This window comes from Agromyces sp. NDB4Y10 (genome assembly GCF_001620055.1).
In the GTDB taxonomy this organism is placed as follows: Bacteria; Actinomycetota; Actinomycetes; order Actinomycetales; family Microbacteriaceae; genus Agromyces; species Agromyces indicus.
In genome coordinates, this window is record NZ_LQGY01000025.1 from 98,629 (window position 1) to 124,968 (window position 26,340).

At 70.5% G+C, this 26,340-nt stretch carries 19 protein-coding genes; 16 read left to right on the forward strand and 3 right to left on the reverse strand.

All coding sequences use genetic code 11. The features are described from left to right. Positions 1 to 62: 62 nt before the first annotated feature. From ppsA to AVP42_RS06710, 16 genes are all read left to right on the forward strand, one after another. Positions 63 to 2,396 carry a phosphoenolpyruvate synthase gene (gene ppsA, locus AVP42_RS06635; protein ID WP_067947323.1) on the forward strand — a complete coding sequence of 778 codons (2,334 nt, stop codon included), beginning with the start codon at positions 63 to 65 and terminating at the stop codon, positions 2,394 to 2,396. 95 nt (positions 2,397 to 2,491) lie between these two features. Beyond that, positions 2,492 to 5,179 carry a DNA polymerase I gene (gene polA / locus AVP42_RS06640; RefSeq protein WP_067947325.1) on the forward strand — a complete coding sequence of 896 codons (2,688 nt, stop codon included), beginning with the start codon at positions 2,492 to 2,494 and terminating at the stop codon, positions 5,177 to 5,179. A gap of 65 nt (positions 5,180 to 5,244) precedes the next feature. Continuing rightward, positions 5,245 to 6,918 (forward strand): DUF885 domain-containing protein, encoded by a 1,674-nt coding sequence (locus AVP42_RS06645; protein ID WP_067947327.1) that lies wholly within the window; start codon positions 5,245 to 5,247, stop codon positions 6,916 to 6,918. Between the two features lie 180 nt (positions 6,919 to 7,098). Beyond that, positions 7,099 to 8,547, forward strand: coding sequence for a 30S ribosomal protein S1 (rpsA, locus tag AVP42_RS06650; protein ID WP_067947329.1), 1,449 nt, complete (start codon positions 7,099 to 7,101; stop codon positions 8,545 to 8,547). A 142-nt stretch (positions 8,548 to 8,689) separates the two neighbouring features. Further along, a complete protein-coding gene (gene coaE, locus AVP42_RS06655) occupies positions 8,690 to 9,304 on the forward strand; it encodes a dephospho-CoA kinase (protein WP_067947331.1) in 615 nt (204 codons plus the stop codon). 72 nt (positions 9,305 to 9,376) lie between these two features. Beyond that, positions 9,377 to 11,440: an excinuclease ABC subunit UvrB gene (gene uvrB, locus AVP42_RS06660; protein ID WP_067947333.1), complete on the forward strand. Its 2,064-nt coding sequence runs from the start codon at positions 9,377 to 9,379 to the stop codon at positions 11,438 to 11,440. A gap of 33 nt (positions 11,441 to 11,473) precedes the next feature. Continuing rightward, positions 11,474 to 14,428, forward strand: a complete 2,955-nt coding sequence (uvrA, locus tag AVP42_RS06665; RefSeq protein ID WP_369798132.1) for an excinuclease ABC subunit UvrA — start codon at positions 11,474 to 11,476, stop codon at positions 14,426 to 14,428. 2 nt (positions 14,429 to 14,430) lie between these two features. Beyond that, positions 14,431 to 16,374, forward strand: coding sequence for an excinuclease ABC subunit UvrC (gene uvrC, locus AVP42_RS06670; protein ID WP_067947337.1), 1,944 nt, complete (start codon positions 14,431 to 14,433; stop codon positions 16,372 to 16,374). 45 nt (positions 16,375 to 16,419) lie between these two features. Then, entirely contained in the window at positions 16,420 to 17,292 is an 873-nt protein-coding gene (rapZ, locus tag AVP42_RS06675; protein ID WP_067947339.1) for an RNase adapter RapZ, read from the forward strand. 43 nt (positions 17,293 to 17,335) lie between these two features. Further along, entirely contained in the window at positions 17,336 to 18,316 is a 981-nt protein-coding gene (gene whiA, locus AVP42_RS06680) for a DNA-binding protein WhiA (protein WP_067947340.1), read from the forward strand. A gap of 145 nt (positions 18,317 to 18,461) precedes the next feature. Next, positions 18,462 to 19,088: a superoxide dismutase gene (locus AVP42_RS06685; protein ID WP_067947342.1), complete on the forward strand. Its 627-nt coding sequence runs from the start codon at positions 18,462 to 18,464 to the stop codon at positions 19,086 to 19,088. 96 nt (positions 19,089 to 19,184) lie between these two features. Beyond that, on the forward strand, positions 19,185 to 20,207 hold the full coding sequence (gene gap / locus AVP42_RS06690) for a type I glyceraldehyde-3-phosphate dehydrogenase (RefSeq protein ID WP_067947344.1): 1,023 nt from the start codon (positions 19,185 to 19,187) through the stop codon (positions 20,205 to 20,207). Between the two features lie 11 nt (positions 20,208 to 20,218). Next, positions 20,219 to 21,433, forward strand: a complete 1,215-nt coding sequence (gene pgk, locus AVP42_RS06695; protein ID WP_067947346.1) for a phosphoglycerate kinase — start codon at positions 20,219 to 20,221, stop codon at positions 21,431 to 21,433. Further along, on the forward strand, positions 21,424 to 22,212 hold the full coding sequence (gene tpiA, locus AVP42_RS06700) for a triose-phosphate isomerase (protein ID WP_067947348.1): 789 nt from the start codon (positions 21,424 to 21,426) through the stop codon (positions 22,210 to 22,212). The genes pgk and tpiA overlap by 10 nt, the downstream gene beginning before the upstream one ends. Positions 22,213 to 22,335: 123 nt before the next feature. Next, positions 22,336 to 22,587: a preprotein translocase subunit SecG gene (secG, locus tag AVP42_RS06705; RefSeq protein WP_067947350.1), complete on the forward strand. Its 252-nt coding sequence runs from the start codon at positions 22,336 to 22,338 to the stop codon at positions 22,585 to 22,587. Between the two features lie 11 nt (positions 22,588 to 22,598). Next, positions 22,599 to 22,964, forward strand: a complete 366-nt coding sequence (locus tag AVP42_RS06710) for an RNA polymerase-binding protein RbpA (RefSeq protein WP_067947352.1) — start codon at positions 22,599 to 22,601, stop codon at positions 22,962 to 22,964. 87 nt (positions 22,965 to 23,051) lie between these two features. Here AVP42_RS06710 and pgl read toward each other — a convergent pair whose 3' ends face one another. Genes pgl through zwf form a run of 3 tightly spaced genes read right to left on the reverse strand, consistent with a single transcriptional unit; the run spans position 23,052 to position 26,331 of the window. Beyond that, the gene (gene pgl / locus AVP42_RS06715) at positions 23,052 to 23,822 is read right to left on the reverse strand and encodes a 6-phosphogluconolactonase (protein ID WP_067947354.1); all 771 of its coding nucleotides are present in this window, start codon (positions 23,820 to 23,822) and stop codon (positions 23,052 to 23,054) included. Continuing rightward, positions 23,819 to 24,793, reverse strand: coding sequence for a glucose-6-phosphate dehydrogenase assembly protein OpcA (locus AVP42_RS06720; RefSeq protein WP_067947356.1), 975 nt, complete (start codon positions 24,791 to 24,793; stop codon positions 23,819 to 23,821). The genes pgl and AVP42_RS06720 overlap by 4 nt, the downstream gene beginning before the upstream one ends. Then, on the reverse strand, positions 24,790 to 26,331 hold the full coding sequence (gene zwf / locus AVP42_RS06725) for a glucose-6-phosphate dehydrogenase (RefSeq protein WP_067947357.1): 1,542 nt from the start codon (positions 26,329 to 26,331) through the stop codon (positions 24,790 to 24,792). Before zwf ends, AVP42_RS06720 begins: the two co-directional genes overlap by 4 nt. Positions 26,332 to 26,340: the final 9 nt, after the last annotated feature.

Consider the following 26,340-nt stretch of genomic DNA (forward strand, 5'->3'; position numbering starts at 1 on the left):
GTCGTGGAACGATGGGTCCGCCCGGACCGGGCGGTCCGGTTCGGACGAGGTGAGGGGGCCGCATGCTCGGCGACGGAAGTTCTGCACTGGTCAGCCGCTTCGAGGAGGTCGGTCTCGGCGACGCGGCATCCGTCGGCGGCAAGGGGGCGAACCTCGGCGAGATGACCTCGGCCGGGCTGCCGATCCCGCCGGGCTTCGTGGTCACCGCGTCCGCGTACCTCGAGGCCGTGGAACGGGCCGGGGTGCGGGAACGCCTGCTCGAACGCTTCCGCGCCGCTGCGGCGGAGGCCGACGACCCGGAGGCCCTCGCGCGCGCGGCGGCCGAGCTGCGCGAGACGGTGCGGGCGGTCCAGGTCCCGGACGACGTCCGCGAGGCGATCCTGGGGGAGTACCACCGCCTCGGCGCTGGGGCCGCCGTGGCGGTGCGCTCGTCGGCGACCTCGGAGGATGCCGCGGGCACGTCGTTCGCGGGCATGCACGACACGTACAACAACGTCGTGGGCGACGAGGCCGTGCTCGCCCGACTGCGGGACTGCTGGGCGTCGCTCTACGGCGACCGCGTCATCTCGTATCGGGCGAGCCAGCGCATGGACGAGGAGCCGGTGCTCGCGGTCGTCGTCCAGACGCAGGTGGCCTCCGACCGGTCGGGCGTCATGTTCACGGTCGACCCGTCGACCGGGGCGCGCGACCGGCTCGTGATCGAGGCGGCGCTGGGGCTCGGCGAGGTCGTCGTGTCCGGGGCGGTCGAACCCGACACGTACGTCGTCGCGAAGGACGGCCCGCGCCTGATCTCGGTGCGCGTCGGACGCCAGTCGCACGCCCTCGTGGCCGGATCGGACGGGACGGTCGTGCGCGAGGACCTCGACCCGGTGCGTGCCGACGCGCGCGTGCTCACCGATGACGAGGTGCTCGCCGTCGCGTCCCTCGGGCTGCAGGTGGAGCAGCACTACGGCGAGCCCCAGGACACCGAGTGGGCGTACTCGGCGGGGCGGCTCTGGATGCTCCAGTCGCGCCCGGTGACCACCCTCGGCGGCGGTCCGGGGGAGGCCGGCGTCCCGGTCGCCGGCGGACCTCCGGCGGGCACGGTCCTGCTCCGCGGGCTCGCCGCCGCGCCCGGTCGCGTGTCCGGACGGGTGCGCATCCTGCAGAGCCCCGCGGACGGACCCCGCCTGCAGGCGGGTGAGATCCTCGTCGCCCCCATGACCAACCCCGACTGGGTGCCCACGATGCGCCGCGCCGCGGCCGTGGTCACCGACGGCGGCGGCATGACCTGCCACGCCGCCATCGTGGCGCGGGAGCTCGGCGTGCCCGCGATCGTGGGGGCGCGCACGGCGACGTCGGCGCTCCGGGACGACGAGCTCGTCACGGTCGACGGCGCGAAGGGCGAGGTGATCGAGGGCGCGGATGCCGCGGCATCCGCTGCACCCAGCGCTGGAGCGCCGCCGGCGATGGTGTCGCCGATCCCGGCACCCGCGGCGCCCGAGGCGCTCGCGACCCGGCTCTACGTCAACCTCGCCATCGCGGAACGCGCCGCGGACGTCGCCGCGCAGGACGTCGACGGCGTCGGGCTGCTCCGCGCCGAGTTCATGATCACCGATGCCCTCGGCGGCCTCCACCCGCGCGAGCTGCTCGCCCGCGGCCGGCGGGACGAGTTCGTCGATCGCATGAGCGGATCGCTGCTGGAGGTGACCCGCGCGTTCGGGACGCGCCCCGTGGTGTACCGCACCATCGACTTCCGCACGAACGAGTTCCGCGGGCTCGAGGGCGGCGAGCGGTTCGAGCCGCAGGAGAACAACCCCATGATCGGCTACCGCGGCGCCTATCGGTACGTCCGCGAGCCGGAGCTGTTCACCCTCGAGCTCGAGGTGCTCGCGCGGGTGCGCGAGGAGACGCCGAACCTGCACGTCATGCTCCCGTTCGTGCGCACCCGCTGGGAGCTCGAGGCCTGCCTCGAACTCATCGACGACAGCCCGCTCGGCCGTCAGCGCGGCCTGAAGCGCTGGGTCATGGCCGAGGTGCCCTCGATCGCGTACCGGATCCCGGAGTACGCGGCGATGGGCATCGACGGGGTCTCGATCGGCTCCAACGACCTCACGCAGCTCATGCTCGGCGTCGACCGGGACTCCGAGCTGTGCGCCGAGCTGTTCGACGAGTCGGATGCCGCGGTGCTCGACGCCATCGAGCGGATCATCACCGCCTGCCACGCGGCCGGCATCACCTCGTCGCTGTGCGGGCAGCGCCCGTCGAACGAGCCGGCCTTCGCCGAACACCTCGTGCGCTTCGGCATCGACTCGATCTCGGTCAACCCGGATGCCGCTGACCGCGCTCGTCGCGTGATCGGGGCCGCCGAGCGTCGCATCGTGCTCGACGCGGCGCGCGGCGGCGGGGCGGGCTGAGCCCCGCGACATCCGTCGGCGGATGCCGGTCGCCCGGGTGCCGGGCGCGTCGCCGGCGGCCCGGAGGTGTCGGTGCCCGCTTGTAGTCTTGGGGGGTGTCGGACCCCACCCCCGCAAAGCCCACCCTCCTCGTCGTCGACGGCCACTCGCTCGCCTACCGCGCCTTCTACGCGCTGCCCGTCGACAGCTTCAGCACCCGTGACGGGCAGCACACGAACGCCATCCACGGCTTCCTGTCGATGCTGCTCATGCTGCTGCGCAACGAGAAGCCGACGCACCTCGCGGTGGCGTTCGACACGTCCCGCCAGTCCTTCCGCACGCGCGAGTACACCGAGTACAAGGCCAACCGCAGCGAGACGCCGTCCGAGTTCAAGGGCCAGATCGGCCTCCTGAAGGAGGCGCTGCGCGCCATGCGCATCACCGTGCTCGAGAAGGAGGACTACGAGGCGGACGACATCCTCGCCACGCTCGCCACGCGCGGCAAGGACGCGGGGTATGACGTGCTCGTCGTGTCCGGCGACCGCGACACCATCCAGCTCGTCGACGACGACATCACCCTGCTCTACCCGAACGTGCAGGGCGTCTCGCAGCTCAAGCGCTACGACGCCCAGGCCGTCATCGAGCGCTACGGCGTCCGGCCCGAGCAGTACCCGGATGTCGCGGCGCTCGTCGGCGAGACCAGCGACAACCTGCCCGGCATCACGAAGGTCGGCGAGAAGACCGCCGTGAAGTGGCTCGGGCTCTACGGCAGCCTCGACGGCATCCTCGAGCACATCGACGAGATCAAGGGCGTCGTGGGCGACAACCTGCGGCGTGAGCGCGAGAACGCGGTCCGCAACCGGCGGCTCAACCGGCTCGTGCGCGATCTCGAGCTCGACGTCGAGATCGCCGACCTCGAGGCCAAGCCGATGGACGAGGCGGCCGTGCGGGAGCTGTTCGACCGGCTCGAGTTCAAGACGCTGCTCGAGCGCGTCGTGAAGATGGCCGGCGAGGGCAACGGCGTGACGGCCGACGGTTCGGCGGCGCTCGCGGCCGAGCCCGAGCCCGCCGCCACCGCGCCCGTGTCGCAGGCACTCCGCGGCGCCGAGCTCGAGGGCTGGCTCGCGCGGGCCGCCGCGGCCGAGCCGGCCGGGCTGGGGCTCAGCCTCGAGGTGCTCGACGGCCGCGTGATCGGCGCGGGCGTCGCCTCGTCGAGCGAATCGCTCCAGATCGCGTGGACCCCCGGACAGGCCGACCTCGCGCCGTTCGAGGCGTGGCTCGCGAGCGACGCCCCGAAGATCATGACCGACGCGAAGCCGCAGCTGAAGGCGATGCGCCGATCCGGCCTGGCGTTCGACGGCCTCGTCGTCGACACCCTCGTCGCGGGCTGGCTGGTCCGGCCGAGCCTGGCCGAGAAGGACCTCGCCGACCTCGTCTCGCGCTACCTGCGCGAGACCATCCCCATGGCCGACCCCGCGCAACTGGTCCCCGACGCCGATTCGACCGCCGGCGCACCCGAGTTCGCGTGGTACTCCCTCCGCGTGGCCCCCGTGGTGCTCGGTGCGCTCTCGGAGGGCTCGCGCCGGGTCCTCGCCGACATCGAGATCCCGATCGTCGGCATCCTCGCCGAGATGGAACTGCGCGGCGTGACCGTCGAGCACGACAAGCTCGCCGAGCTCTCGGCGCAGCTGGGCGAGCGCGCCGCGGGCCTCGCGCAGGCGGCGTACGCCGAGATCGGGCGCGAGGTGAACCTCGGTTCGCCGAAGCAGCTCCAGGAAGTGCTGTTCGACCAGCTCGGCATGCCGAAGACCCGGGCCACGAAGACCGGCTACTCGACCGACGCCGGCGCGCTCGCCGACCTGCAGGACTCCAACCCGCACCCGTTCCTCGGACTCCTGCTCGAGCATCGCGACGCCACGAAGCTCCGGCAGATCGTCGAGACGCTCGACAAGTCCATCCAGTCCGACGGCCGCGTGCACACGAGCTACGTGCAGGTGGGGACCACCACGGGGCGCATCTCCTCGACCGACCCGAACCTGCAGAACATCCCGGTCCGCACCGAGGAGGGGCGTCGCATCCGCGCCGCATTCACCCACGGCGCCGACTACGCCGAGCTGCTGACCGCCGACTACTCGCAGATCGAGATGCGCATCATGGCGCACCTCTCGCAGGACCCGGGCCTCATCGAGGCGTTCCACTCGGGCGAGGACCTGCACCGCTTCGTCGGCGCCCGGATCTTCGACGTCGACCCGTCCGACGTGACGCCGCTCATGCGCACCAAGGTGAAGGCCATGTCCTACGGCCTCGCGTACGGGCTCAGCGCGTTCGGACTCTCGAAGCAGCTGCGCATCGACCGGGCCGAGGCCACCCAGCTGATGAAGGACTACTTCGAGCGCTTCGGCGCGGTACGCGACTACCTGCGCGGGGTCGTCGCCCAGGCGAAGGTCGACGGGTACACCGAGACGATCTTCGGCCGCCGGCGTCCCTTCCCCGACCTGAACAGCCCGAACCGCGTCCTCCGCGAGAACGCCGAGCGAGCGGCGCTCAACGCGCCGATCCAGGGCTCGGCCGCCGACATCATGAAGTTCGCGATGATCGGGGTCGAGCGCGAACTCCAGGCCCGCGACCTGCGGTCGCGCATGCTCATGCAGGTGCACGACGAGCTCATCTTCGAGGTCGTCGCGGGCGAGGGCGACGAGGTCGAGGCGCTCGTGCACGACCGCATGTCGCACGCCGCCGACCTGTTGGTGCCCCTCGACGTGCAGGTCGGCCGCGGCCGCGACTGGGAGGACGCGGCGCACTGAGCCCGTGACCTGAGCGGGCCTCGGGGGTTGGCACGTCGCCCGAGGGCTCGCCTAGGCTCGCACCCATGGCAGCAGCTGAGCGCACTCCGACCGAGGTCGACCGCATCGCCGAGGGCTGGGTCGACGAGATCGTCCGGTTGAATCCGGCGGTCGGCACGTACATCGGGCGCACCGACGAGGACCACCGGCTTCCGGACTACTCGCCGACCGGCCACGCCGCGCTGATGGAGGCCACCCGCGCCACGCTCGGCGAGCTCCGGCGCGCCGACCCCGTCGACGACGTCGATCGCATCACCGTGGCCGACCTCGGCAGCGAGCTCGACCTCGACCTCGAAGCGGATGCCGCGGGACTGCCGCTGCGCGACCTCAACGTCATCGCGAGTCCGGCCCAGGAGATCCGCGAGGTGTTCGACCTCATGCCCACCTCCTCCACCGAGGACTGGGAGCGGATCGCCGCTCGGCTGGCTGCGGTCCCGGGCGCGGTGGACGGCTACCTGGAGACGCTCCGACTGGGCATCGACCGGGGTGTGGTCCCGGCGGTGCGTCAGGTGCGCGAGGTGGCCCTGCAGGCGCGCCGGCACGCGCGGTCCGACGGGTTCTTCCCCTCGTTCGTCGAGCAGGCCGCGTCGGGCGAGGCGGACGTCGACGGCTCGCTGCGACGCGAGCTCGAGGCCGGCGCTGCCGGGGCGGCGTCCGCGTACGGTCGGCTCGCCGAGTTCCTCGAGCGCGAACTCGCACCGCGCGCCGGGAACGACGACGCCGTCGGCCGCGAGGTCTACGCGTTGCAGTCGCGCCGTTTCCTCGGAGCGACGATCGACCTCGACGAGACCTACGAGTGGGGTCGCGACGAGCTGGCTCGCATGGTGGCCGAGCAGGAGGCGGTCGCACACGAGATCCTTCCCGGGGCCTCCGTCGCCGAGGCGGTCGCGCACCTCGAAGCGGAGCCCGCCCGCAAGCTCGTCGGCACGGAGGCCCTGCAGCGCTGGATGCAGGAGACGAGCGATCGCGCCGTGGCGGAGCTCGGCGCGACGCAGTTCGACATCCCCGAGCAGATCCGCACGCTCGAGTGCCTCATCGCCCCCACCCAGGAGGGCGGGATCTACTACACCGGTCCGAGCGACGACTTCTCGCGACCCGGTCGCATGTGGTGGTCGGTGCCCGAGGGCGTCACCGAGTTCGACACGTGGCGTGAGAAGACCACCGTGTACCACGAGGGGGTGCCGGGCCATCACCTGCAGATCGGGCAGGCGGTCGTCAATCGCGGGCAGTTGAACACGTGGCGCCGGCAGCTCGCCGGCACCTCGGGGCACGCGGAGGGCTGGGCGCTCTACGCGGAGCGGCTCATGGAGGAGCTCGGCTACCTGGACGATCCGGCCGACCGTCTCGGCATGCTCGACGGACAGCGCATGCGCGCAGCCCGCGTCGTGCTCGACATCGGCGTGCACCTCGGCAAGCCCCGTCCCGACGGTGCCGGAGCGTGGACGGGGGAGTACGCGTTCGAGTTCATGGGCGCGAACGTGAACATGCCCGACGAGTTCGTGCGCTTCGAGGTCCACCGGTACCTCGGCTGGCCGGGGCAGGCGCCGTCGTACAAGGTGGGCCAGCGCATCTGGGAGCAGCTGCGGGACGAGGTGCGCCGGCGCGAGGGCGACGGCTTCGACATCCGCTCGTTCCACTCGCGGGCGCTGGCGCTCGGCGGAGTGGGCCTCGACACGCTGAAGGGTGCGCTGCTCGCCTGAGGGTGGCCCGACGGATGCCGCGCCGCGGGTGCAGCGCGGTGCGGTTGCCGCCCGAGCGCCGATGAGGATAGGATGGAGCGTCACTCGTGTGACATCCCTGTCCGCATGCCCGCCGCGGAGCACACACAACGCTCTTTCCGCGACGGGCCCGATTTTGTCCATTAACGGAGCATCCACTACATGACAACCGCAACGACCAAGGCGCCCAAGCAGGTCGCGATCAACGACATCGGATCTGCTGACGATTTCCTCGCCGCGGTCGAGAAGACTCTGAAGTTCTTCAACGACGGCGACCTCATCGAGGGCACCGTCGTGAAGATCGACCGCGACGAGGTCCTCCTCGACGTCGGGTACAAGACCGAGGGTGTGATCCCCTCCCGCGAGCTTTCCATCAAGCACGACGTCGACCCCAGCGAGGTCGTCAACGTCGGCGACTCCGTCGAGGCCCTCGTTCTCCAGAAGGAGGACAAGGAAGGCCGCCTGATCCTGTCGAAGAAGCGTGCGCAGTACGAGCGCGCGTGGGGCGACGTGGAGAAGATCAAGGAGACCGACGGCGTCGTCACGGGCACCGTCATCGAGGTCGTCAAGGGCGGCCTCATCGTCGACATCGGCCTCCGCGGCTTCCTCCCGGCCTCGCTCATCGAGCTCCGCCGCGTGCGCGATCTCACGCCGTACCTCGGCCAGGAGATCGAGGCGAAGATCCTCGAGCTCGACAAGAACCGCAACAACGTGGTCCTGTCGCGTCGCGCGCTGCTCGAGCAGACCCAGTCGGAGTCGCGCTCGACCTTCCTGCAGAACCTGCACCCGGGCCAGATCCGCAAGGGCGTCATCTCGTCGATCGTCAACTTCGGTGCGTTCGTCGACCTCGGCGGCGTCGACGGTCTCGTCCACGTCTCCGAGCTCTCCTGGAAGCACATCGAGCACGCCAGCGAGGTCGTCGAGGTCGGCCAGGAGGTCACCGTCGAGGTGCTCTCCGTCGAGCTCGACCGCGAGCGCGTCTCGCTGTCGCTCAAGGCGACGCAGGAGGACCCGTGGCAGGTCTTCGCCCGTACGCACGCCATCGGCCAGGTCACGCCCGGAAAGGTCACCAAGCTGGTGCCGTTCGGTGCGTTCGTCCGCGTCGCCGACGGCATCGAGGGCCTCGTGCACATCTCCGAGCTGTCGGGCCGCCACGTCGAGCTCGCCGAGCAGGTCGTGTCGGTCGGCGAGGAGGTCTTCGTCAAGGTCATCGACATCGACCTCGAGCGTCGCCGCATCTCGCTGTCGCTCAAGCAGGCCAACGAGGGCGTCGACCCCGAGGGCACCGAGTTCGACCCGGCGCTCTACGGCATGCTCACCGAGTACGACGAGCAGGGCAACTACAAGTACCCCGAGGGCTTCGACCCCGAGACCAACGAGTGGCGCGAGGGCTTCGAGGCCCAGCGCGAGAAGTGGGAGCAGGAGTACGCTGCCGCCCAGGCTCGCTGGGAGGCGCACAAGAAGCAGGTCGCCGCGTCGCTCGCGGCCCAGGCTTCGGACGACTCGTTCTCGTCGGGCGCCTCGTCGTTCTCGAGCGAGTCCGCCGGTGCGGGCACCCTCGCCGACGACGCCTCGCTCGCAGCACTGCGCGAGAAGCTCTCGAGCAACTGATCCGTCGCTCCGTACGGCGAATCGAACGGAAGGCCGGTCCCCTCGGGGGCCGGCCTTCCGGCATTCCCGGAGACCGCTCCGATCGCCGTCGCGGGAGGCTGGCGCGTCGAGGGCGGTGATCCGCACCCCATAGGGTGGACTCGTGTACCTGATCGGCCTCACTGGCGGAATCGCCTCCGGAAAGTCCACCGTCGCCCGCCGGCTCGTCGAGCATGGCGCGATCCACCTCGATGCCGACCAGCTCGCGCGTCGCGTGGTCGAGCCGGGCAGCCCGTGCCTCGAGGCCATCGTCGCCGAGTTCGGCGACGGGGTGCTGCGCCATGACGGCACGCTCGACCGCCCGAAGCTCGGCGAGATCGTGTTCCGCGACGACGACGCGCGGGCGCGGCTCAACGCGATCGTGCACCCGGCCGTGCGCGAACTCTCCCGCAAGCTCATCGCCAAGGCCGAGCAGGAGGACCCGGACGCGGTCGTCGTCTACGACGTCCCGCTGCTCGTCGAGGCGCAGGTCGACCACCCGTTCGACCTCATCGTGGTGACGAGCGCCCCCAAGCGAGCCCAGGTCAAGCGCCTGGTCGAGGAGCGGGGGCTCGACCCGATCCAGGCCGAGGCCCGCGTCGACGCGCAGATCAGCGACGAGGACCGTCGCGCGATCGCCGATGTCGTGATCGACACCGGCGGCAGCCTCGCGCACACCATGAGCCAGGCCGACGGCCTGTGGGTCGACATCGAGAAGGCCCGGCGCGCGAAGCGCTGACGGCAGCGGAGGCCGCAGCCGCGGCATCCGCTCTCAGGATCGGTGTCGGTGGCCGAACCTAGACTTGACCACATGCAGTCGACCCGTTCCGTGCGCCCGTTCGAGGTCGTCAGCGAGTACGCGCCGAGCGGCGACCAGCCGCAGGCGATCGCCGAGCTCGCGGCGCGCATCAACGCGGGCGAGACCGACGTGGTGCTGCTCGGTGCGACCGGTACCGGCAAGTCCGCGACGACCGCCTGGCTCATCGAGCAGGTGCAGCGGCCCACGCTCGTGCTCGCCCACAACAAGACCCTCGCCGCCCAGCTCGCGAACGAGTTCCGCGAGCTCATGCCGCACAACGCCGTCGAGTACTTCGTCTCGTACTACGACTACTACCAGCCCGAAGCGTACGTCCCGCAGACCGACACCTTCATCGAGAAGGACTCGTCGATCAACGCCGAGGTCGAGCGGCTGCGTCACTCGACGACGAACTCGCTGCTGAGCCGGCGCGACGTCGTGGTCGTCTCGACGGTGTCGTGCATCTACGGCCTCGGCACGCCCGAGCAGTACCTCAACGCGATGATGCCCCTGCAGGTGGGGCAGCGCGTCGACCGTGACTGGCTGATCCGCAAGTTCGTGTCGATGCAGTACCAGCGCAACGACGTCGACTTCTCGCGCGGCAACTTCCGGGTGCGCGGCGACACGATCGAGATCATCCCGGTGTACGAGGAGCACGCGATCCGCATCGAGATGTTCGGCGACGAGATCGAGGCGCTCTACAGCCTGCATCCGCTGACCGGCGCCGTGATCGCGAAGCTCGACGCCGTGCCGGTGTTCCCCGGGTCGCACTACGTCGCGAGCACCGACGTCATGCAGCGCGCGATCGGCACGATCCGCGACGAACTCGACGAGCGCCTGCAGGAGCTCGAGCGCGAGGGCAAGCTGCTCGAGGCCCAGCGCCTCCGCATGCGCACCACCTTCGACCTCGAGATGATGGAGCAGATCGGCTTCTGCTCGGGCATCGAGAACTACTCCCGGCACATCGACGGTCGCGCTGCGGGCGAGCCGCCGCACTGCCTGCTCGACTACTTCCCCGATGACTTCCTCGTCGTCATCGACGAGTCCCACGTGACCGTGCCGCAGATCGGCGCGATGTACGAGGGCGACTCGTCGCGCAAGCGCACGCTCGTCGAGCACGGATTCCGCCTGCCGAGCGCGCTCGACAACCGCCCCCTGAAGTGGGACGAGTTCAAGGACCGCATCGGCCAGACCGTGTACCTCTCGGCCACCCCGGGCAAGTACGAGATGGGCATCGCGGACGGCGTCGTCGAGCAGATCATCCGGCCGACCGGGCTCGTCGATCCCGAGATCGTGGTCAAGCCCACCAAGGGGCAGATCGACGACCTCCTCGAGGAGATCCGGGCGCGCGCCGAACGCGACGAGCGCGTGCTCGTGACGACCCTGACCAAGCGGATGGCCGAGGAGCTCACCGACTTCCTCACCGAGGCCGGCGTCCGGGTGCGGTACCTCCACTCCGACGTCGACACGCTGCGTCGCGTCGAGCTGCTGACCGAACTCCGAGCGGGCGTCTACGACGTGCTGGTGGGCATCAACCTCCTCCGCGAGGGGCTCGACCTCCCGGAGGTGTCGCTCGTGGCGATCCTGGACGCCGACAAGGAGGGGTTCCTCCGCTCGTCCACCTCGCTCATCCAGACCATCGGGCGCGCGGCGCGGAACGTCTCCGGCGAGGTGCACATGTACGCCGACGTGATGACCGACTCGATGCAGTCCGCCATCGAGGAGACGAACCGCCGCCGCGACAAGCAGCTCGAGTACAACCGCGTGAACGGCATCGACCCCACGCCGCTCCGCAAGCGGATCGCCGACATCACGGAGGTCCTCGCGCGCGAGGAGGCCGACACGGCGGCGCTGCTGCGCGGACGTGACGCGAAGAAGACCTCGCCGGTCCCGATGCGCCGCGAGGGCATCGCCGCGGCCGGGGCCAACGACCTCGAGGACCTGATCCGCGACCTCAACGAGCAGATGCTCGAGGCGGCCGGCGAGCTCAAGTTCGAGCTCGCGGCCCGACTGCGAGACGAGGTCTCCGAGCTGAAGCGCGAGCTCAGGCAGATGGAGAAGGCGGGGCACCTCGGCTGAGGCATCCGCCCCTCGCTCCGTCGAGTCGAACGTATGTTCGCTCTCAGCACGTGCGCTCTCGGCGTTCGTGTCGGAGGGCGTTCGTACACTCGTAGGGTGCCAGTTTCACGTCTCGATGCCCATTCGCGCCTGAGTGTCCGCGGAGCCCGCGTCCACAACCTGCGCAACGTCGATGTCGAGATCCCGCGCGACGCGATGGTCGTGTTCACGGGCCTGTCCGGCTCGGGCAAGTCCTCGCTCGCGTTCGACACGATCTTCGCCGAGGGGCAGCGCCGATACGTCGAGTCCCTCTCGGCGTACGCGCGCCAGTTCCTCGGGCAGGTCGACCGACCCGACGTCGACTTCATCGAGGGGTTGAGCCCCGCGGTCTCCATCGACCAGAAGTCGACCAACCGCAACCCGCGATCGACGGTGGGCACGATCACCGAGATCTACGACTACATGCGACTGCTCTGGGCGCGCATCGGCGTGCCCCACTGCCCGGTGTGCGGCGAGCGCATCCAGCGGCAGACCGTGCAGCAGATCGCCGACCAGCTCATGGAGCTCGAGGCGGGCACCCGGTTCCAGGTGCTCAGCCCGATGGTGTCGCAGAAGAAGGGCGAGTTCGTCGACCTCTTCCGCGAGCTCGCGAGCCAGGGCTACTCGCGCGCCGTCGTCGACGGCGAGGTGATCCGCCTCGACGAGCCGCCCACGCTCAAGAAGCAGGTGAAGCACGACATCTCCGTCGTCATCGACCGGCTCGTGGCATCCGACGAGGTGCTCGGCCGGCTCACCGACTCGCTCGAGACCGCCCTGCGGTTGACCGACGGCGTCGTGCAGATCAACTACGTCGACCGCGAGGGCGATGCGGCGTGGCAGACCTTCTCCGAGAAGCTCAGCTGTCCGAACCAGCACCCCATCGCGCTCACCGAGATCGAGCCGCGCACCTTCTCGTTCAACGCCCCGTTCGGTGCGTGCCCGGAGTGCTCCGGCCTCGGCACGCGCATGTCGGTCGACGAGGACCTCCTGCTCGGCGACCCGTCGCTCAGCATCAATGAGGGCGTCATCCTGCCGTGGACCTCGCAGGGCAAGAGCCTCTACAACTACTACGAGAAGCTGCTGCACGGCCTCGGCCGCGACCTCGGCTTCTCGCTCGACACGCCCTGGGAGGACCTGCCGGTCGAAGCACGGCACGCGGTCCTCCGCGGCGACAACTTCGAGGTCAAGGTCCGCTGGCGCAACCGGTACGGCCGCGAGATGAGCTACACGTCCGGGTTCGAGGGCGTCGTGCCGTACATCGAACGGCAGTACCTGCAGGCCGAGACCGACGTGCAGCGCGCGCGGTGGGCCGAGTACCTCCGCGAGGTGCCCTGCCCGGTCTGCCAGGGCGACCGGCTGAAGCCCGAGGTGCTCTCGGTGCTGATCCACGACTCGTCCATCGCCGACGTCTGCCGGCTCAGCCTGCACGACGCCCGCGCGTTCATGGACCGCCTCGAGCTCACCGACCGGGAGCAGGCCATCGCCGCGCAGGTGCTCCGCGAGATCAAGCTCCGGCTCGACTTCCTCATCCGGGTCGGGCTCAGCTACCTCGACCTCGCCCGCGCCGCCGGCACCCTCTCGGGCGGCGAGGCGCAGCGCATCCGGCTGGCCACCCAGATCGGCTCGGGCCTGACCGGCGTCCTCTACGTGCTCGACGAGCCGAGCATCGGCCTGCACCAGCGCGACAACCGGCGCCTCATCGACACGCTCGTCGCACTCCGCGACCTCGGCAACACGCTCATCGTCGTCGAGCACGACGAGGACACCATCCGCACGGCCGACTGGATCGTCGACATCGGTCCCGGCGCCGGCGTGCACGGCGGCACGGTCGTGCACAGCGGCAGCTACGCCGACCTCGTGAAGAACCGCGAGTCGCTTACGGGCGACTACCTGTCGGGCCGCAAGGAGATCGCGATCCCGGCGAAGCGCCGTCCGATCGACCCCGGTCGCATGATCACCGTCGAGGGCGCCCAGGCGAACAACCTGCGCGGCGTCGACGTCGCGTTCCCGCTCGGCACGCTCACCGCGGTCACGGGCGTGAGCGGGTCGGGCAAGTCGTCGCTCGTCAACGACATCCTCTACCGGGTGCTCGCCAACCGGCTGAACGGCGCCCGCAAGGTGCCCGGCAAGCACCGGCGGGTCACCGGACTCGACCACCTCGACAAGGTCGTGCACGTGGACCAGGCGCCGATCGGTCGCACCCCGCGCTCCAACCCGGCGACGTACACCGGGGTGTTCGACCGCATCCGGACCCTGTTCTCCGAGACCGCCGAGGCGAAGGCCCGCGGGTACCTGCCGGGCCGGTTCAGCTTCAACGTCAAGGGCGGGCGCTGCGAGGCCTGTGCGGGCGACGGCACGATCAAGATCGAGATGAACTTCCTCCCCGACGTCTACGTCGCGTGCGAGGTCTGCGGGGGCAAGCGCTACAACCGCGAGACCCTGCAGGTGCACTACAAGGGCAAGAACATCGCCGAGGTGCTCGAGATGCCGATCAGCGAGGCGGCGGAGTTCTTCGAGCCGATCTCGGCGATCCACCGCTACCTCAAGACGCTCGTCGACGTCGGCCTCGGGTACGTCCAGCTCGGGCAGAGCGCGACGACCCTGTCGGGCGGCGAGGCGCAGCGCGTCAAGCTGGCGACCGAGCTGCAGCGGCGGTCGAACGGTCGCAGCGTCTACGTGCTCGACGAGCCGACGACCGGCCTGCACTTCGAAGACGTGCGGAAGCTGCTGAAGGTGCTCGGCAAGCTCGTCGACAAGGGCAACACCGTCATCGTCATCGAGCACAGCCTCGACGTGATCAAGTCCGCCGACTGGATCGTCGACCTCGGCCCCGAGGGCGGCTCGGGCGGCGGTCAGGTCGTGGCCGTCGGCACGCCGGAAGACGTCGCCGACAACCACGACAGCCACACCGGGTACTTCCTCCGCGAGATCTTCGACGCTGCGGCGGAGCCGGCCGTCGCCGCCAGCTGACGATGCCCAGCACCGTCGCGTACCGGCCCAAGCCGGGGGAGATCCCGACCGCGCCCGGCGTCTACCGCTTCCGCGACGCCGATCGCCGCGTCCTCTACGTCGGCAAGGCCAAGAACCTCCGCGCGCGCCTGTCCAACTACTTCGCGCCGCTCCGCACTCTGCACGAGCGCACCCGTCGAATGGTCACCACCGCGGCATCCGTCGAATGGACCGTGGTCGGCAACGACGTCGAGGCACTGCAGCTCGAGTACACGTGGATCAAGGAGTTCGATCCGCCGTTCAACGTCAAGTACCGCGACGACAAGAGCTATCCGTACCTCGCGGTCACGCTCGCCGACGAGGCGCCCCGCGCGATCGTCACGCGCCGCACCGGCATCCGAGGCGCGCGGTACTTCGGGCCCTATCCCAAGGTCTGGGCGGTCAACGAGACGCTCGACATCATGCTCAAGCTGTTCCCGATCCGCACCTGCAAGGACAGCGACTACAAGCGCGCGATGCAGACCGGCAAGCCGTGCTTCGCCGGCCAGATCGGACGGTGCTTCGGCCCGTGCTCGGGCAAGGTCACGATCGAGGAGCACAGCGCCAACGTGCAGCGGTTCGTCGCGTTCATGCAGAACCAGGACCGACGCATCATCACCGAGCTGACCCAGCAGATGCGCGAGGCGGCCGCCGCGCAGGACTACGAGACCGCCGCCCGTCGCCGCGACCAGCTCCAGGCGGCCGAGCAGTTCTTCGAGAAGAGCACGGTCGTGCTCCGCGACCACGTCGACATCGACGTCTTCGGGATCGACCACGACGAGCTCGCCGCGGCCGTGCACCTGTTCATGGTGCGCGGCGGTCGCATCCGCGGCCAGCGCTCGTGGACCGTCGACACCGAGCTCGACATGTCCCTCGGCGACCTCGTCGACTCGGTCGTGCAGCACGCCTACGGCGACGACATCCGGCCGCCGTCCGAGGTCGTCGTGCCGGCTCTGCCGGAGGACGCCGAGGCGCTCGCCACGTGGCTGAGCAGCCTCGGGGGCCGCAAGGTGCGCCTGCGCGCCGCGCAGCGGGGCGACAAGGCGGCCCTGCTCGAGACCGCGACGCAGAACGCCCGGCAGACGCTCATGCTCTACAAGACGCGGCGCAGCGCCGACTTCACCGCGCGTTCGCGCGCCCTCGAGGACATCCAGGAGGCGCTCGGCATGGCCGACGCGCCCCTGCGCATCGAGTGCTTCGACGTGTCGCACCTCAGCGGCACGAACATCGTGGCCTCGATGGTGGTCTTCGAGGACGGCCTGCCCCGCAAGGACGAGTACCGCCGCTTCACCATCCCGAACTCGAGCGACGACACCGACTCCATCCACCAGGTGCTGACCCGGCGCCTCGCGTACCTCGCCGGCCGCGACGGCGACGGGGGAGCAGGCGACGGCGCGACCGGGCCGGGCGACGGTGAGGGCGACGCGGGCGACGCGACGACGGATGCCGCGGCATCCGGTCGCCGCAAGAAGTTCGCCTATCGCCCCAACCTGCTCGTCGTCGACGGCGGTCAGCCGCAGGTCGCCGCCGCCGAGCGGGCCCTGCGCGAATCGGGCGTGGAGGGGATCGCCCTCTGCGGCATCGCGAAGCGCCTCGAGGAGATCTGGACCCCGGACTCGGACTTCCCGGTCATCCTGCCGCGGAACAGCGACGCCCTGTTCCTGTTCCAGCGGATCCGGGACGAAGCGCACCGGTTCGCGATCAGCCACCAGCGGCAGCGGCGCAAGCGCGACATCTCCACCGTCCTGTCGGAGGTGCCGGGGCTCGGGCCCGCCCGCGTCAAGGCACTCCTCACGCACTTCGGTTCCGTCGCCCGCCTGCGCGGCGCCGACGAGGCCGCGATCGCCGAGGTCCCCGGCATCGGACCGGCCCTCGCGGCGAACGTGCGCGCGCGGCTCCGGGGCGACGGCCCCGATCCGGCCGACTAGGCTGGTGGTTCGGGGGAACGACGCACGGAAGGGAACGCGACGCGCATGACCGACGGCGAACGGCAGGAGATGCTCATCGTCACCGGGATGTCCGGAGCCGGACGTTCCACCGTCGCCGACGCGTTGGAGGACCTGGGCTGGTACGTCGTCGACAACCTCCCGCCCCAGATGCTCCGCCCGCTCGTCGATCTCGCCGAGCGCGCCGGAACGTCGCTGCCGCGGATCGCCGCGGTCGTCGACATCCGCGGCGGGGGATTCTTCTCCGAGCTGCGCGACATCGTGCACGCGCTGCGTTCGCACACCAACGTGCGCGTGATGTTCCTCGACGCCAACGACGCGGTGCTCGTGCGCCGCTTCGAGTCGGTCCGCCGCCCGCACCCGCTGCAGGGCGACGGCACGCTGCTCGACGGCATCACCGCGGAGCGGGCGCGCCTCGCGGAGGTGCGCGAGTCCAGCGACATCCTCGTCGACACCTCCGAGTTGAACATCCACCAGCTCGCGAACCTCGTCACCGACACGTTCGCCGAGGCGGGTCGCGCCGGTCTCCGGGTCACCGTGCAGAGCTTCGGCTTCAAGTACGGGCTGCCCGCCGACGCCGACCTCGTGGCCGATGCCCGCTTCCTCCCGAACCCGTTCTGGGACGAGCGCCTCCGCCACCTGACCGGCGAGGACGGCGCGGTGAGCGACTACGTGCTCGAGCAGGACGGTGCTCGCGAGTTCCTCGACTCGTACGTCGCCGCGCTCGAACCGGTGCTCGCCGGCTACCAGCGCGAGAACAAGCCGCACGCCACGATCGCGATCGGATGCACCGGCGGGAAGCACCGGTCGGTCGCGATGGCGCGGGAACTCGCAGCGCGCCTCCGAGCCATCCCCGGCCTCGCGGTCAGCGTCAAGCACCGCGACCTCGGGCGAGAATGACCCGGCGCCCCGCGCGCCCACGAACCACAGAGAGGACGACCACGTGGCCCTGACCGCAGAGGTGAAAGAGGAGCTGGCCAGGACCGAGGTGACCAAGACCCCGGTCCGCGCCGCGGAACTCGCCTCGGTGCTCCGCTTCGCCGGAGGCCTGCACATCATCTCCGGGCGCATCGCGATCGAGGCCGAGCTGGACTCGCCCGCGATCGCCCGACGCGTGACCCGTGACCTGGGGGAGCTCTACGGCGTGCGGCCCGACGTCTCCGTGATCAACGCGGCCGGGCTCCGTCGCACGAACCAGTACCTCGTGCGCGTCCTCGACGGTGGCGAGACGCTCGCGCGGCAGACGGGCCTCCTCGACGCGCGGCGCCGACCGGTCCGCGGGCTCCCGAACAAGCTCACGACCGGGTCGCGCGACGACGTCGCGGCCGTCTGGCGCGGGGCCTTCCTGGCCCGCGGCAGCCTCACCGACCCGGGTCGCTCTGCAGCGCTCGAGGTCACCTGCCCCGGCAGCGAGACCGCCATGGCGCTGGTCGGCGCGGCCGGTCGCCTCGGCATCTCGGCGAAGGCCCGGGAGGTCCGCGGCGTGCACCGCGTGGTCATCCGCGACGGCGAGGCCATCAGCAGCATGCTCGCCCTCATGGGGGCGACCGAGACCGTCCGCAACTGGGAGGAGCTCCGCCAGCGGCGCGAGGTGCGCGCGACCGCGAACCGGCTCGTGAACTTCGATGACGCCAACCTCCGGCGCTCCGCCCAGGCCGCCGTGGCCGCGTGCGCCCGGGTCGAACGCGCGATGGAGATCCTCGGCGACGAGATCCCCGAGCACCTGCGCTACGCGGGCGAGCTGCGGCTGGCACATCGCGACGCGAGCCTGGACGAGCTCGGCCACCACGCCGACCCGCCGCTGACGAAGGACGCCGTCGCCGGCCGCATCCGCCGTCTGCTCGCGATGGCCGACAAGCGCGCCATCGAGCTCGGCGTTCCGGGTACCGAGGCGAACCTGCCGGCCGACCTCGACGTCGACTGAGCGACCGTATCGCGCAGGGCGAACGGACGGCCGGTGTCGCACACCGTCAACCCCATCGCCCGCGCCGGTCGCGGGCATAGGATCGAGGAAGCCGCGGTCCGCCGGGCAGAGGTCCGGTTCACCCGGCTGCTGACAAGGAGAAGCAATGGCTGACTACACCCTCCCCGAACTCGCCTACGACTACGGCGCGCTCGAGCCGTCGATCAGCGGCACCATCATGGAGCTGCACCACTCGAAGCACCACCAGACGTACGTGACCGGGGCGAACACCGCGCTGCAGCAGCTCGCGGAGGCGCGCGACACCGACAACCTCGCGAACGTCAACAAGCTCGAGAAGGACCTGGCCTTCAACCTCGGCGGCCACGTCAACCACTCGATCTTCTGGACCAACATGTCGCCGGACGGGGGCGACAAGCCGACCGGCGAGCTCGCCTCGGCCATCGACGACCACTTCGGCTCCTTCGACAAGTTCCGCGCGCACTTCACGGCCACCGCCCTCGGCGTGCAGGGCTCGGGATGGGCCGTCGTCGCGTGGGACTCCATCGGCCAGCGCCTGGTCATCGTGCAGTTCTTCGACCAGCAGGCGAACTTCCCGGCGAGCATCGTCCCGCTGCTCATGCTCGACGTCTGGGAGCACGCGTACTACCTCGACTACAAGAACGTCCGCGCCGATTACGTCAAGGCGTTCTGGAACATCGTGGACTGGGAGAACGTCCAGCAGCGCCTCCAGACGGCGACTGAGAAGACCTCAGGGCTGCTGCTACTGTCGTAACGCGGATGGTGTCCCCGGGCACCGTCCGGGGACACCGCCGTCCGGTCAGATCCATCTCGAAGGCGCGCCGCGCCCATCACAACAGGGGAGATACCTGTGTCCGTCAAGATCGGCATCAACGGCTTCGGCCGCATCGGCCGCAACTACTTCCGCGCCGCCCTCGCCCAGGGCGCCGCCCTCGCCCAGGGCGCCGACCTCGAGATCGTCGCAGTCAACGACCTCACCGACAACAAGACCCTCGCGCACCTCCTGAAGTACGACTCGATCACCGGTCGCCTCGACGCCACCGTCGACTACGACGACGAGCACCTGATCGTGAACGGCACGCCCATCAAGGCGTTCGCGGAGCGCGACCCCGCCAACCTGCCGTGGGGCGAGCTCGGCGTCGACATCGTCATCGAGTCGACGGGCTTCTTCACCAAGGCGGCCGATGCGCGCAAGCACCTCGACGCCGGGGCCAAGAAGGTGCTCATCTCCGCGCCCGCGACCGACGAGGACGCGACGTTCGTGATGGGCGTCAACGAGGACTCGTACGACCCCGCCAGCCACCACATCATCTCGAACGCCTCGTGCACGACGAACTGCCTCGCGCCCCTGGCGAAGGTGTTCAACGACGAGTTCGGCATCGAGCGCGGCCTCATGACCACCGTCCACGCGTACACGGCCGACCAGAACCTGCAGGACGGCCCGCACAAGGACCTCCGTCGCGCCCGCGCGGCCGCCGTCAACATCGTGCCGACCTCCACGGGCGCCGCGAAGGCGATCGGCCTGGTGCTGCCCGAGCTGCGCGGCAAGCTCGACGGGTTCGCGCTGCGCGTCCCGGTCCCGACCGGGTCGATCACCGACCTCACGGTGACCGCCTCGCGTCCCGTCACGGTCGACGAGGTCAAGGCGGCGTACCGGACGGCCGCCGAGGGCCCGCTGAAGGGCATCCTCAAGTACACCGAGGACGACATCGTCTCGAGCGACATCACGACCGACCCGCACTCGGCGATCTTCGACGCCGGGCTCACGCGCGTGCTCGGCGACCAGGTGAAGCTGTCGGCGTGGTACGACAACGAGTGGGGCTACTCGAACCGCCTCGTCGACCTCACCGAGTACGTGGCCGAGCGGCTCTGAGGCGCGACGACGTGACCCTCCGAACCATCGATTCCCTGGGTCCGCTCGCCGGCACGCGCGTCGTCGTCCGCTGCGACCTCAACGTCCCACTGAAGGACGGGGTCATCACGGACGACGGCCGCGTGCGCGCGTCGGTCCCCACCATCACCGCGCTCGTCGACCAGGGCGCGAAGGTGATCGTCATCTCGCACCTCGGTCGTCCCGAGGGCGCGCCGGATCCGAAGTACAGCCTCGCGCGCGTGGCCGCCCGGCTCGACGAGCTCCTCGAGGTCCCCGTGGCGTTCGCCGCCGACACCGTCGGCGAGGACGCGGCGGCCAAGGTCGCCGCCCTCGGCGACGGTGAGGTGCTCGTGCTCGAGAACCTCCGGTTCAACCCGGGCGAGACCAGCAAGAACGAGGCCGAGCGGACCGCCTTCGCGGGGCAGATCGCCGAGTTCGCCGACGCGGTCGTCTCCGACGGCTTCGGCGTCGTGCACCGCAAGCAGGCCAGCGTCTACGAGCTCGAGCAGCTCCGCCCGAGCGCGGCCGGCCTGCTGATCGCGAACGAGCTCGACGTGCTCGACCGCCTGACCGAGAACCCCGAGCGCCCGTACGTCGTCGTGCTCGGCGGGTCGAAGGTGTCCGACAAGCTCGGCGTGATCGAGCACCTGCTCCCGCGGGTCGACGCCCTGCTCATCGGGGGCGGCATGCTGTTCACGTTCCTGGCGGCCCAGGGCCACAAGGTCGGGTCGAGCCTGCTCGAGGCGGACCAGATCGACACCGTGAAGGGCTACCTCGCGGATGCCGCGGAAGGCGGCGTCGACATCGTCCTGCCGACCGACGTCGTGGTCGCCGAATCCTTCTCGGCCGATGCGGCCCACGAGGTGACGGCGGCCGACGGGATCGAGGAGACCGCGTTCGGCGCGTCCGGCCTGGGACTCGACATCGGACCGGACACCGCAGCGGCCTTCGCCGAGCGGATCCGCGGCGCCAAGACGGTGTTCTGGAACGGGCCGATGGGCGTGTTCGAACTCGCGCCCTTCGCCGCCGGCACGCGCGCGGTGGCGTCCGCCCTCACCGAGGTCGACGGCCTCAGCGTCGTCGGCGGCGGCGACTCGGCCGCCGCGGTTCGCCAGCTCGGCTTCGACGACGATGCATTCGGACACATCTCGACGGGCGGAGGCGCGAGCCTCGAGTTCCTCGAGGGAAAGAAGCTCCCCGGACTGGAGGTCCTCGGATGGCAGTGAGCCGCACCCCGTTCATCGCGGGCAACTGGAAGATGAACCTCGACCACCTGCAGGCGATCGCCTTCGTGCAGAAGCTCGCGTGGTCGCTGGCCGACGCGAAGCACGACTTCGCCGATGCCGAGGTGGCCGTGTTCCCGCCCTTCACCGACATCCGCTCGGTGCAGACCCTCGTGTCGGCCGACGACCTCCCGATCGCCTACGGCGGCCAGGACCTGTCGCAGCACGATTCGGGCGCGTACACCGGCGAGGTGTCGGGCGCGTTCCTGGCCAAGCTCGACTGCCGGTACGTCATCATCGGCCACTCCGAGCGGCGGACGCTGCACGGCGAGTCCGACGCCGACGTGAACGCGAAGGTCAAGGCTGCGCACCGTCACGGGCTGATCCCCGTGCTCTGCGTGGGCGAGACGGCCGACGACCTCGAGCAGCACGGCGCGAGCGCGGTGCCCGTCGCCCAGCTGCGTGCCGCCCTCGACGGCGTCGATGCGGGCAAGGGCCTCGTGGTCGCCTACGAGCCGGTCTGGGCCATCGGATCGGGCAAGGCCGCGACCCCGGAGCAGGCCCAGCAGGTGGCCGCGGCGCTCCGCGCCGTCCTCGGCGAGATCGCCGGCGACGAGGTCGCGGCGTCCACGCGCATCCTCTACGGCGGTTCGGTCAAGGCCGCGAACATCGCGTCGTTCCTGCGCGAGCCGGATGTCGACGGTGCCCTCGTGGGTGGCGCGAGCCTCGACCTCGACGAGTTCTCGAGCATCGTCCGCTTCAAGAAGCACGTCGGGGCCTGACCGGCCGACATCCGCGCCGCTCCGCGTCGCCCGGCCCGCCTCACGGCGCGGGCCGGGCGACGCGGACGGCTATACTCGACTGGCGGCATTCGACACTTGGTCATGCCCCGGAAAGGTTTCACCGTGGAGATTCTCCAGGTCGTCCTGCAGGTGCTGCTCGGCCTCACGAGCATCCTGCTCACGCTCCTGATCCTGCTGCACAAGGGCCGTGGTGGCGGGCTGTCCGACATGTTCGGCGGCGGCGTCACCTCGAACCTCGGTGCCTCCGGGGTCGCGGAGCGCAACCTGAACCGCATCACGATCATCCTCGGCCTCGTGTGGGTCACGTGCATCGTGGTGCTCGGACTCATCACGAAGTTCGACGCCGGTATCTGACGGAGGTCACCGTGGCATCAGGAAACAGCGCGATCCGAGGTTCGCGAGTCGGCTCCGGCCCCATGGGCGAGCAGGACCGCGGCTTCCACGCCGACCGCATCGCGGTCAGCTACTGGGACGCCCAGGGCAACGAGACGGTGCGGTACTTCGCCGCGAACCTGCCCGAGGAGGAGATCCCCGACGTCATCGACAGCCCGTCCACCGGCCTTCCGGCCGGGCGAGACAAGGACAACCCGCCCGCGGTGGCGAAGCTCGAGCCGTACAAGACCCACCTGGCGTACGTGAAGGAGCGGCGCACCGAGGAAGAGGCGGAGGCGCTCCTCGAGGAGGCGCTCCAGCAGCTGCGACAGCGTCGCGGCACCCAGTCCAAGGACTGACCGCCCGCGCGCTGCGCCCGCCGCGAGACGAACACGAAGGCCGCCCCGGAATCCGGGGCGGCCTTCGTCGTGCGGTCGGGTCGCGGCTCAGTACTCCCGAGCGATGAGCGAGTCGGGGACCTCCGCCGCGGCATCCTGGTCGATGAAGAAGACCGTGCGGCGCCGCCCCTTGATGCCGGCCACCGGCACCTCGTCGCGGCTGGCGCCCGCGAGTGCCAGCCCGAGCGCCGACGCCTTGTCGGCCCCGGCGAGCACGAGCCAGACGCGCTGGGCGGCGTTGATCACCGGGCGCGTGAGGCTGAGCCGCTCGGGCGGCGGCTTCGGCGACTCGCGGACCGCGATCACCGGTCGGTCGACCACCTGGATGCCGGAGCGGTGCGGGAATAGCGACGCGACGTGGCCGTCCGGACCGACGCCGAGGAACACGATGTCGAACACGGGGTGCGGATACCCGGCGGCGCCGAACCGACCGAGCTCGGCAGCGTACGCCTCGGCGGCCTCGTCGAGCGACATCCCGGAATCCGAGGCGGGGAAGGGGTGCAGGTTGCCTTCCGGCAGGTCGAGGGAGTCGAGCAGCGCCTCGCGCGACTGGCGGTCGTTGCGATCCTCGTGGCCCGTGGGGACCCATCGCTCGTCACCCCACCAGAAGTGGACGCGCGCCCAGTCCACCGACTTGTGGGCGGAGGAGTCGCGGACCGCTTCGAGCATCGCGGCGCCCATGCTGCCGCCCGTGAGCACCACGTGCACCACGTCCTGGTCGTCGAGCAGGTCCAGCACCTTCGTGATGAACCGGGCGGCGACCGCACCCGCCAGGGTGTCCTTGTCGGGGTGGACGAGCACGCGGCGCTCGTTCGTCATGCGGTGACTCCTTCGTCGTCGGTGTCCCGGCCCGTGGCGATGAGCGACAGGCCGCTCGTGATCACCTCACCGTACAACTCATCGGGGTCGAGACGGCGCAGCTCGTCGGCAAGGCAGTCGCGGAGGCTCCGGCGGGGGAGCGCCACGTCGTGCACGGGCTGACCGGGCTGGCGCAGCGTCGCCACCCCGGGCTGGTCGCGCACGAGTTCGATGGTCCCCGTCGAGCGGACGAGGTGCACGCCGCGGATGCCGTGCGAGCCGTGCTCGAGCCCGACCAGCGAGCAGTCGGTGCTCGCGCCGAGCTGCATGGACAGCCAGGCCGCGAGCAGGGTCGTGGACGGGCTGTCGATCGATCCGCGCACGTGGACCGCCGTGACCGGCTCGTAGGGCGGCTGGTCGAGCACCGCCGCGAGCTGGGCACGCCACAGCGTCAGGCGCGTCCACGCGAAGTCGGCGTCGCCGGGCTGGTAGCTGTCGGCGAGCGCGTGCAGCGCCGCCTGCGGGTCGGGCTGGGTCGACGCGTCCGTGATCCGACGCTGCGCGATGCGGCCGAGCGGAGAGTCGCCCGGCACGGCGGGCGCGGCGCCGGGCCACCAGGTGACCACTGGGGCGTCGGGCAGGAGCAGGCCCATCACGAGGCTCTGCTCGTCCTGCGCCGCGTCGCCCCGGGCACGGAGGATGATGACCTCGCTCGCGCCCGCATCCCCGCCGACGCGGATCTCCGCGTCGAGGCGGCTGTCATCCGTGGCGGGATCGCCGTCGTCGGGCTCGCGGGATACCACGATGACGCGCATCGGGTGCTCGCGCGACGCGTCGTTGGCGGCCTCGATGGCCTCCTCCTCGCCCTCCTGGGTCGTCGCGATGACCAGGGTGAGCACGCGGCCGAGGGCGACGACGCCGCCCTCCTCGCGGATCTTGACGAGGGTCTTCGAGACCTGGCTGGTGGTGGTCTCGGGCAGTTCGACGATCATGGGCGCCTCCAGGTGCGTCCGTCACGGGCGAGGAGCTCGTCCGCGGAGTCCGGGCCCCACGACCCGGGCTTGTACTGCTCGGGCCGACCCTGCGTGGCCCAGAACTCCTCGATCGGGTCGAGGATCTTCCACGAGAGCTCGACCTCCTCCTGTCGGGGGAAGAGGGGCGGGTCGCCGAGCAGCACGTCGAGGATGAGCCGCTCGTAGGCCTCGGGGCTCGCCTCGGTGAAGGCGTGCCCGTAGCCGAAGTCCATCGTGACGTCGCGGACCTGCATCCCGGCGCCCGGGACCTTCGATCCGAACCGGATGGTGACGCCCTCGTCGGGCTGCACGCGGATCACGAGCGCGTTCTGCCCGAGTTGGGAGGTCTGGCTGTCGGCGAAGACCTGCTGCGGCGCGCGCTTGAACACGACGGCGATCTCGGTCACGCGGCGCCCGAGCCGCTTGCCGGCCCGCAGGTAGAAGGGCACGCCGGCCCACCGTCGCGTGCCGATGAGCAGCTTCATGGCCGCGTAGGTCTCGGTCGTCGAGTCGGGGTTCATCCCGTCCTCGTCGAGGAACCCGACGACCTTCTCGCCGCCCTGCCATCCGCCCGAGTACTGGCCGCGCGCGGTGGCGGTCGCGAGGTCGGCCGGCAGGCGCACCGCGCGGAGGATCTTCTCCTTCTCGGCGCGCAGGTCGGCGGCGTCGAACGAGATCGGCTCCTCCATGGCGGTCAGCGCGAGCAGTTGGAGCAGGTGGTTCTGGATCACGTCGCGCGCCGCGCCGATGCCGTCGTAGTAGCCGGCCCGGCCGCCCACGCCGATGTCCTCGGCCATGGTGATCTGCACGTGGTCGACGAAGTTGGCGTTCCAGATCGGCTCGTACAGCTGGTTCGCGAACCGGAGCGCGAGGATGTTCTGGACCGTCTCCTTGCCGAGGTAGTGGTCGATGCGGAACACCGAGTCGGGCGGGAAGACCGACGCGACGACGTCATTCAGCTCGATCGCCGACTTGAGGTCCGAGCCGAACGGCTTCTCGATGACGACCCGCCGCCACTGGCCGTCCTTCTGCTCCGTGAGCCCCGACCGCTTGAGCTGCTCGGTGACCACCGGGAACGACTTCGGCGGGATCGAGAGGTAGAACGCGTGGTTGCCCATGGTGCCGCGTTCACGGTCCAGTTCGTCCACCGTCCGACGCAGGCGCTCGAACGCCTCGTCGTCGTCGAATGCGCCCGGCACGAAGCGGATGCCGCGGGCGAGCTGCTGCCACACGTCCTCACGGAACTCGGTGCGTGCGTACTGCTGCACCGAGTCGTGCACGACCTGCTCGAAGTCCTGGTCCTCCCAGTCCCGGCGGGCGAACCCGACGAGCGCGAAGCCGGGCGGCAGGAGTCCGCGGTTGGCGAGGTCGTACACCGCGGGCATGAGCTTCTTGCGGGAGAGGTCGCCCGTGACGCCGAAGATGATGAGGCTCGACGGTCCGGCGATCCGGTTCAGGCGGTAGTCCTTGGGCGAACGCAGCGGGTTGTGCGTCGCCGTGATCTCGACCGGCTGCATGCGCGTGCC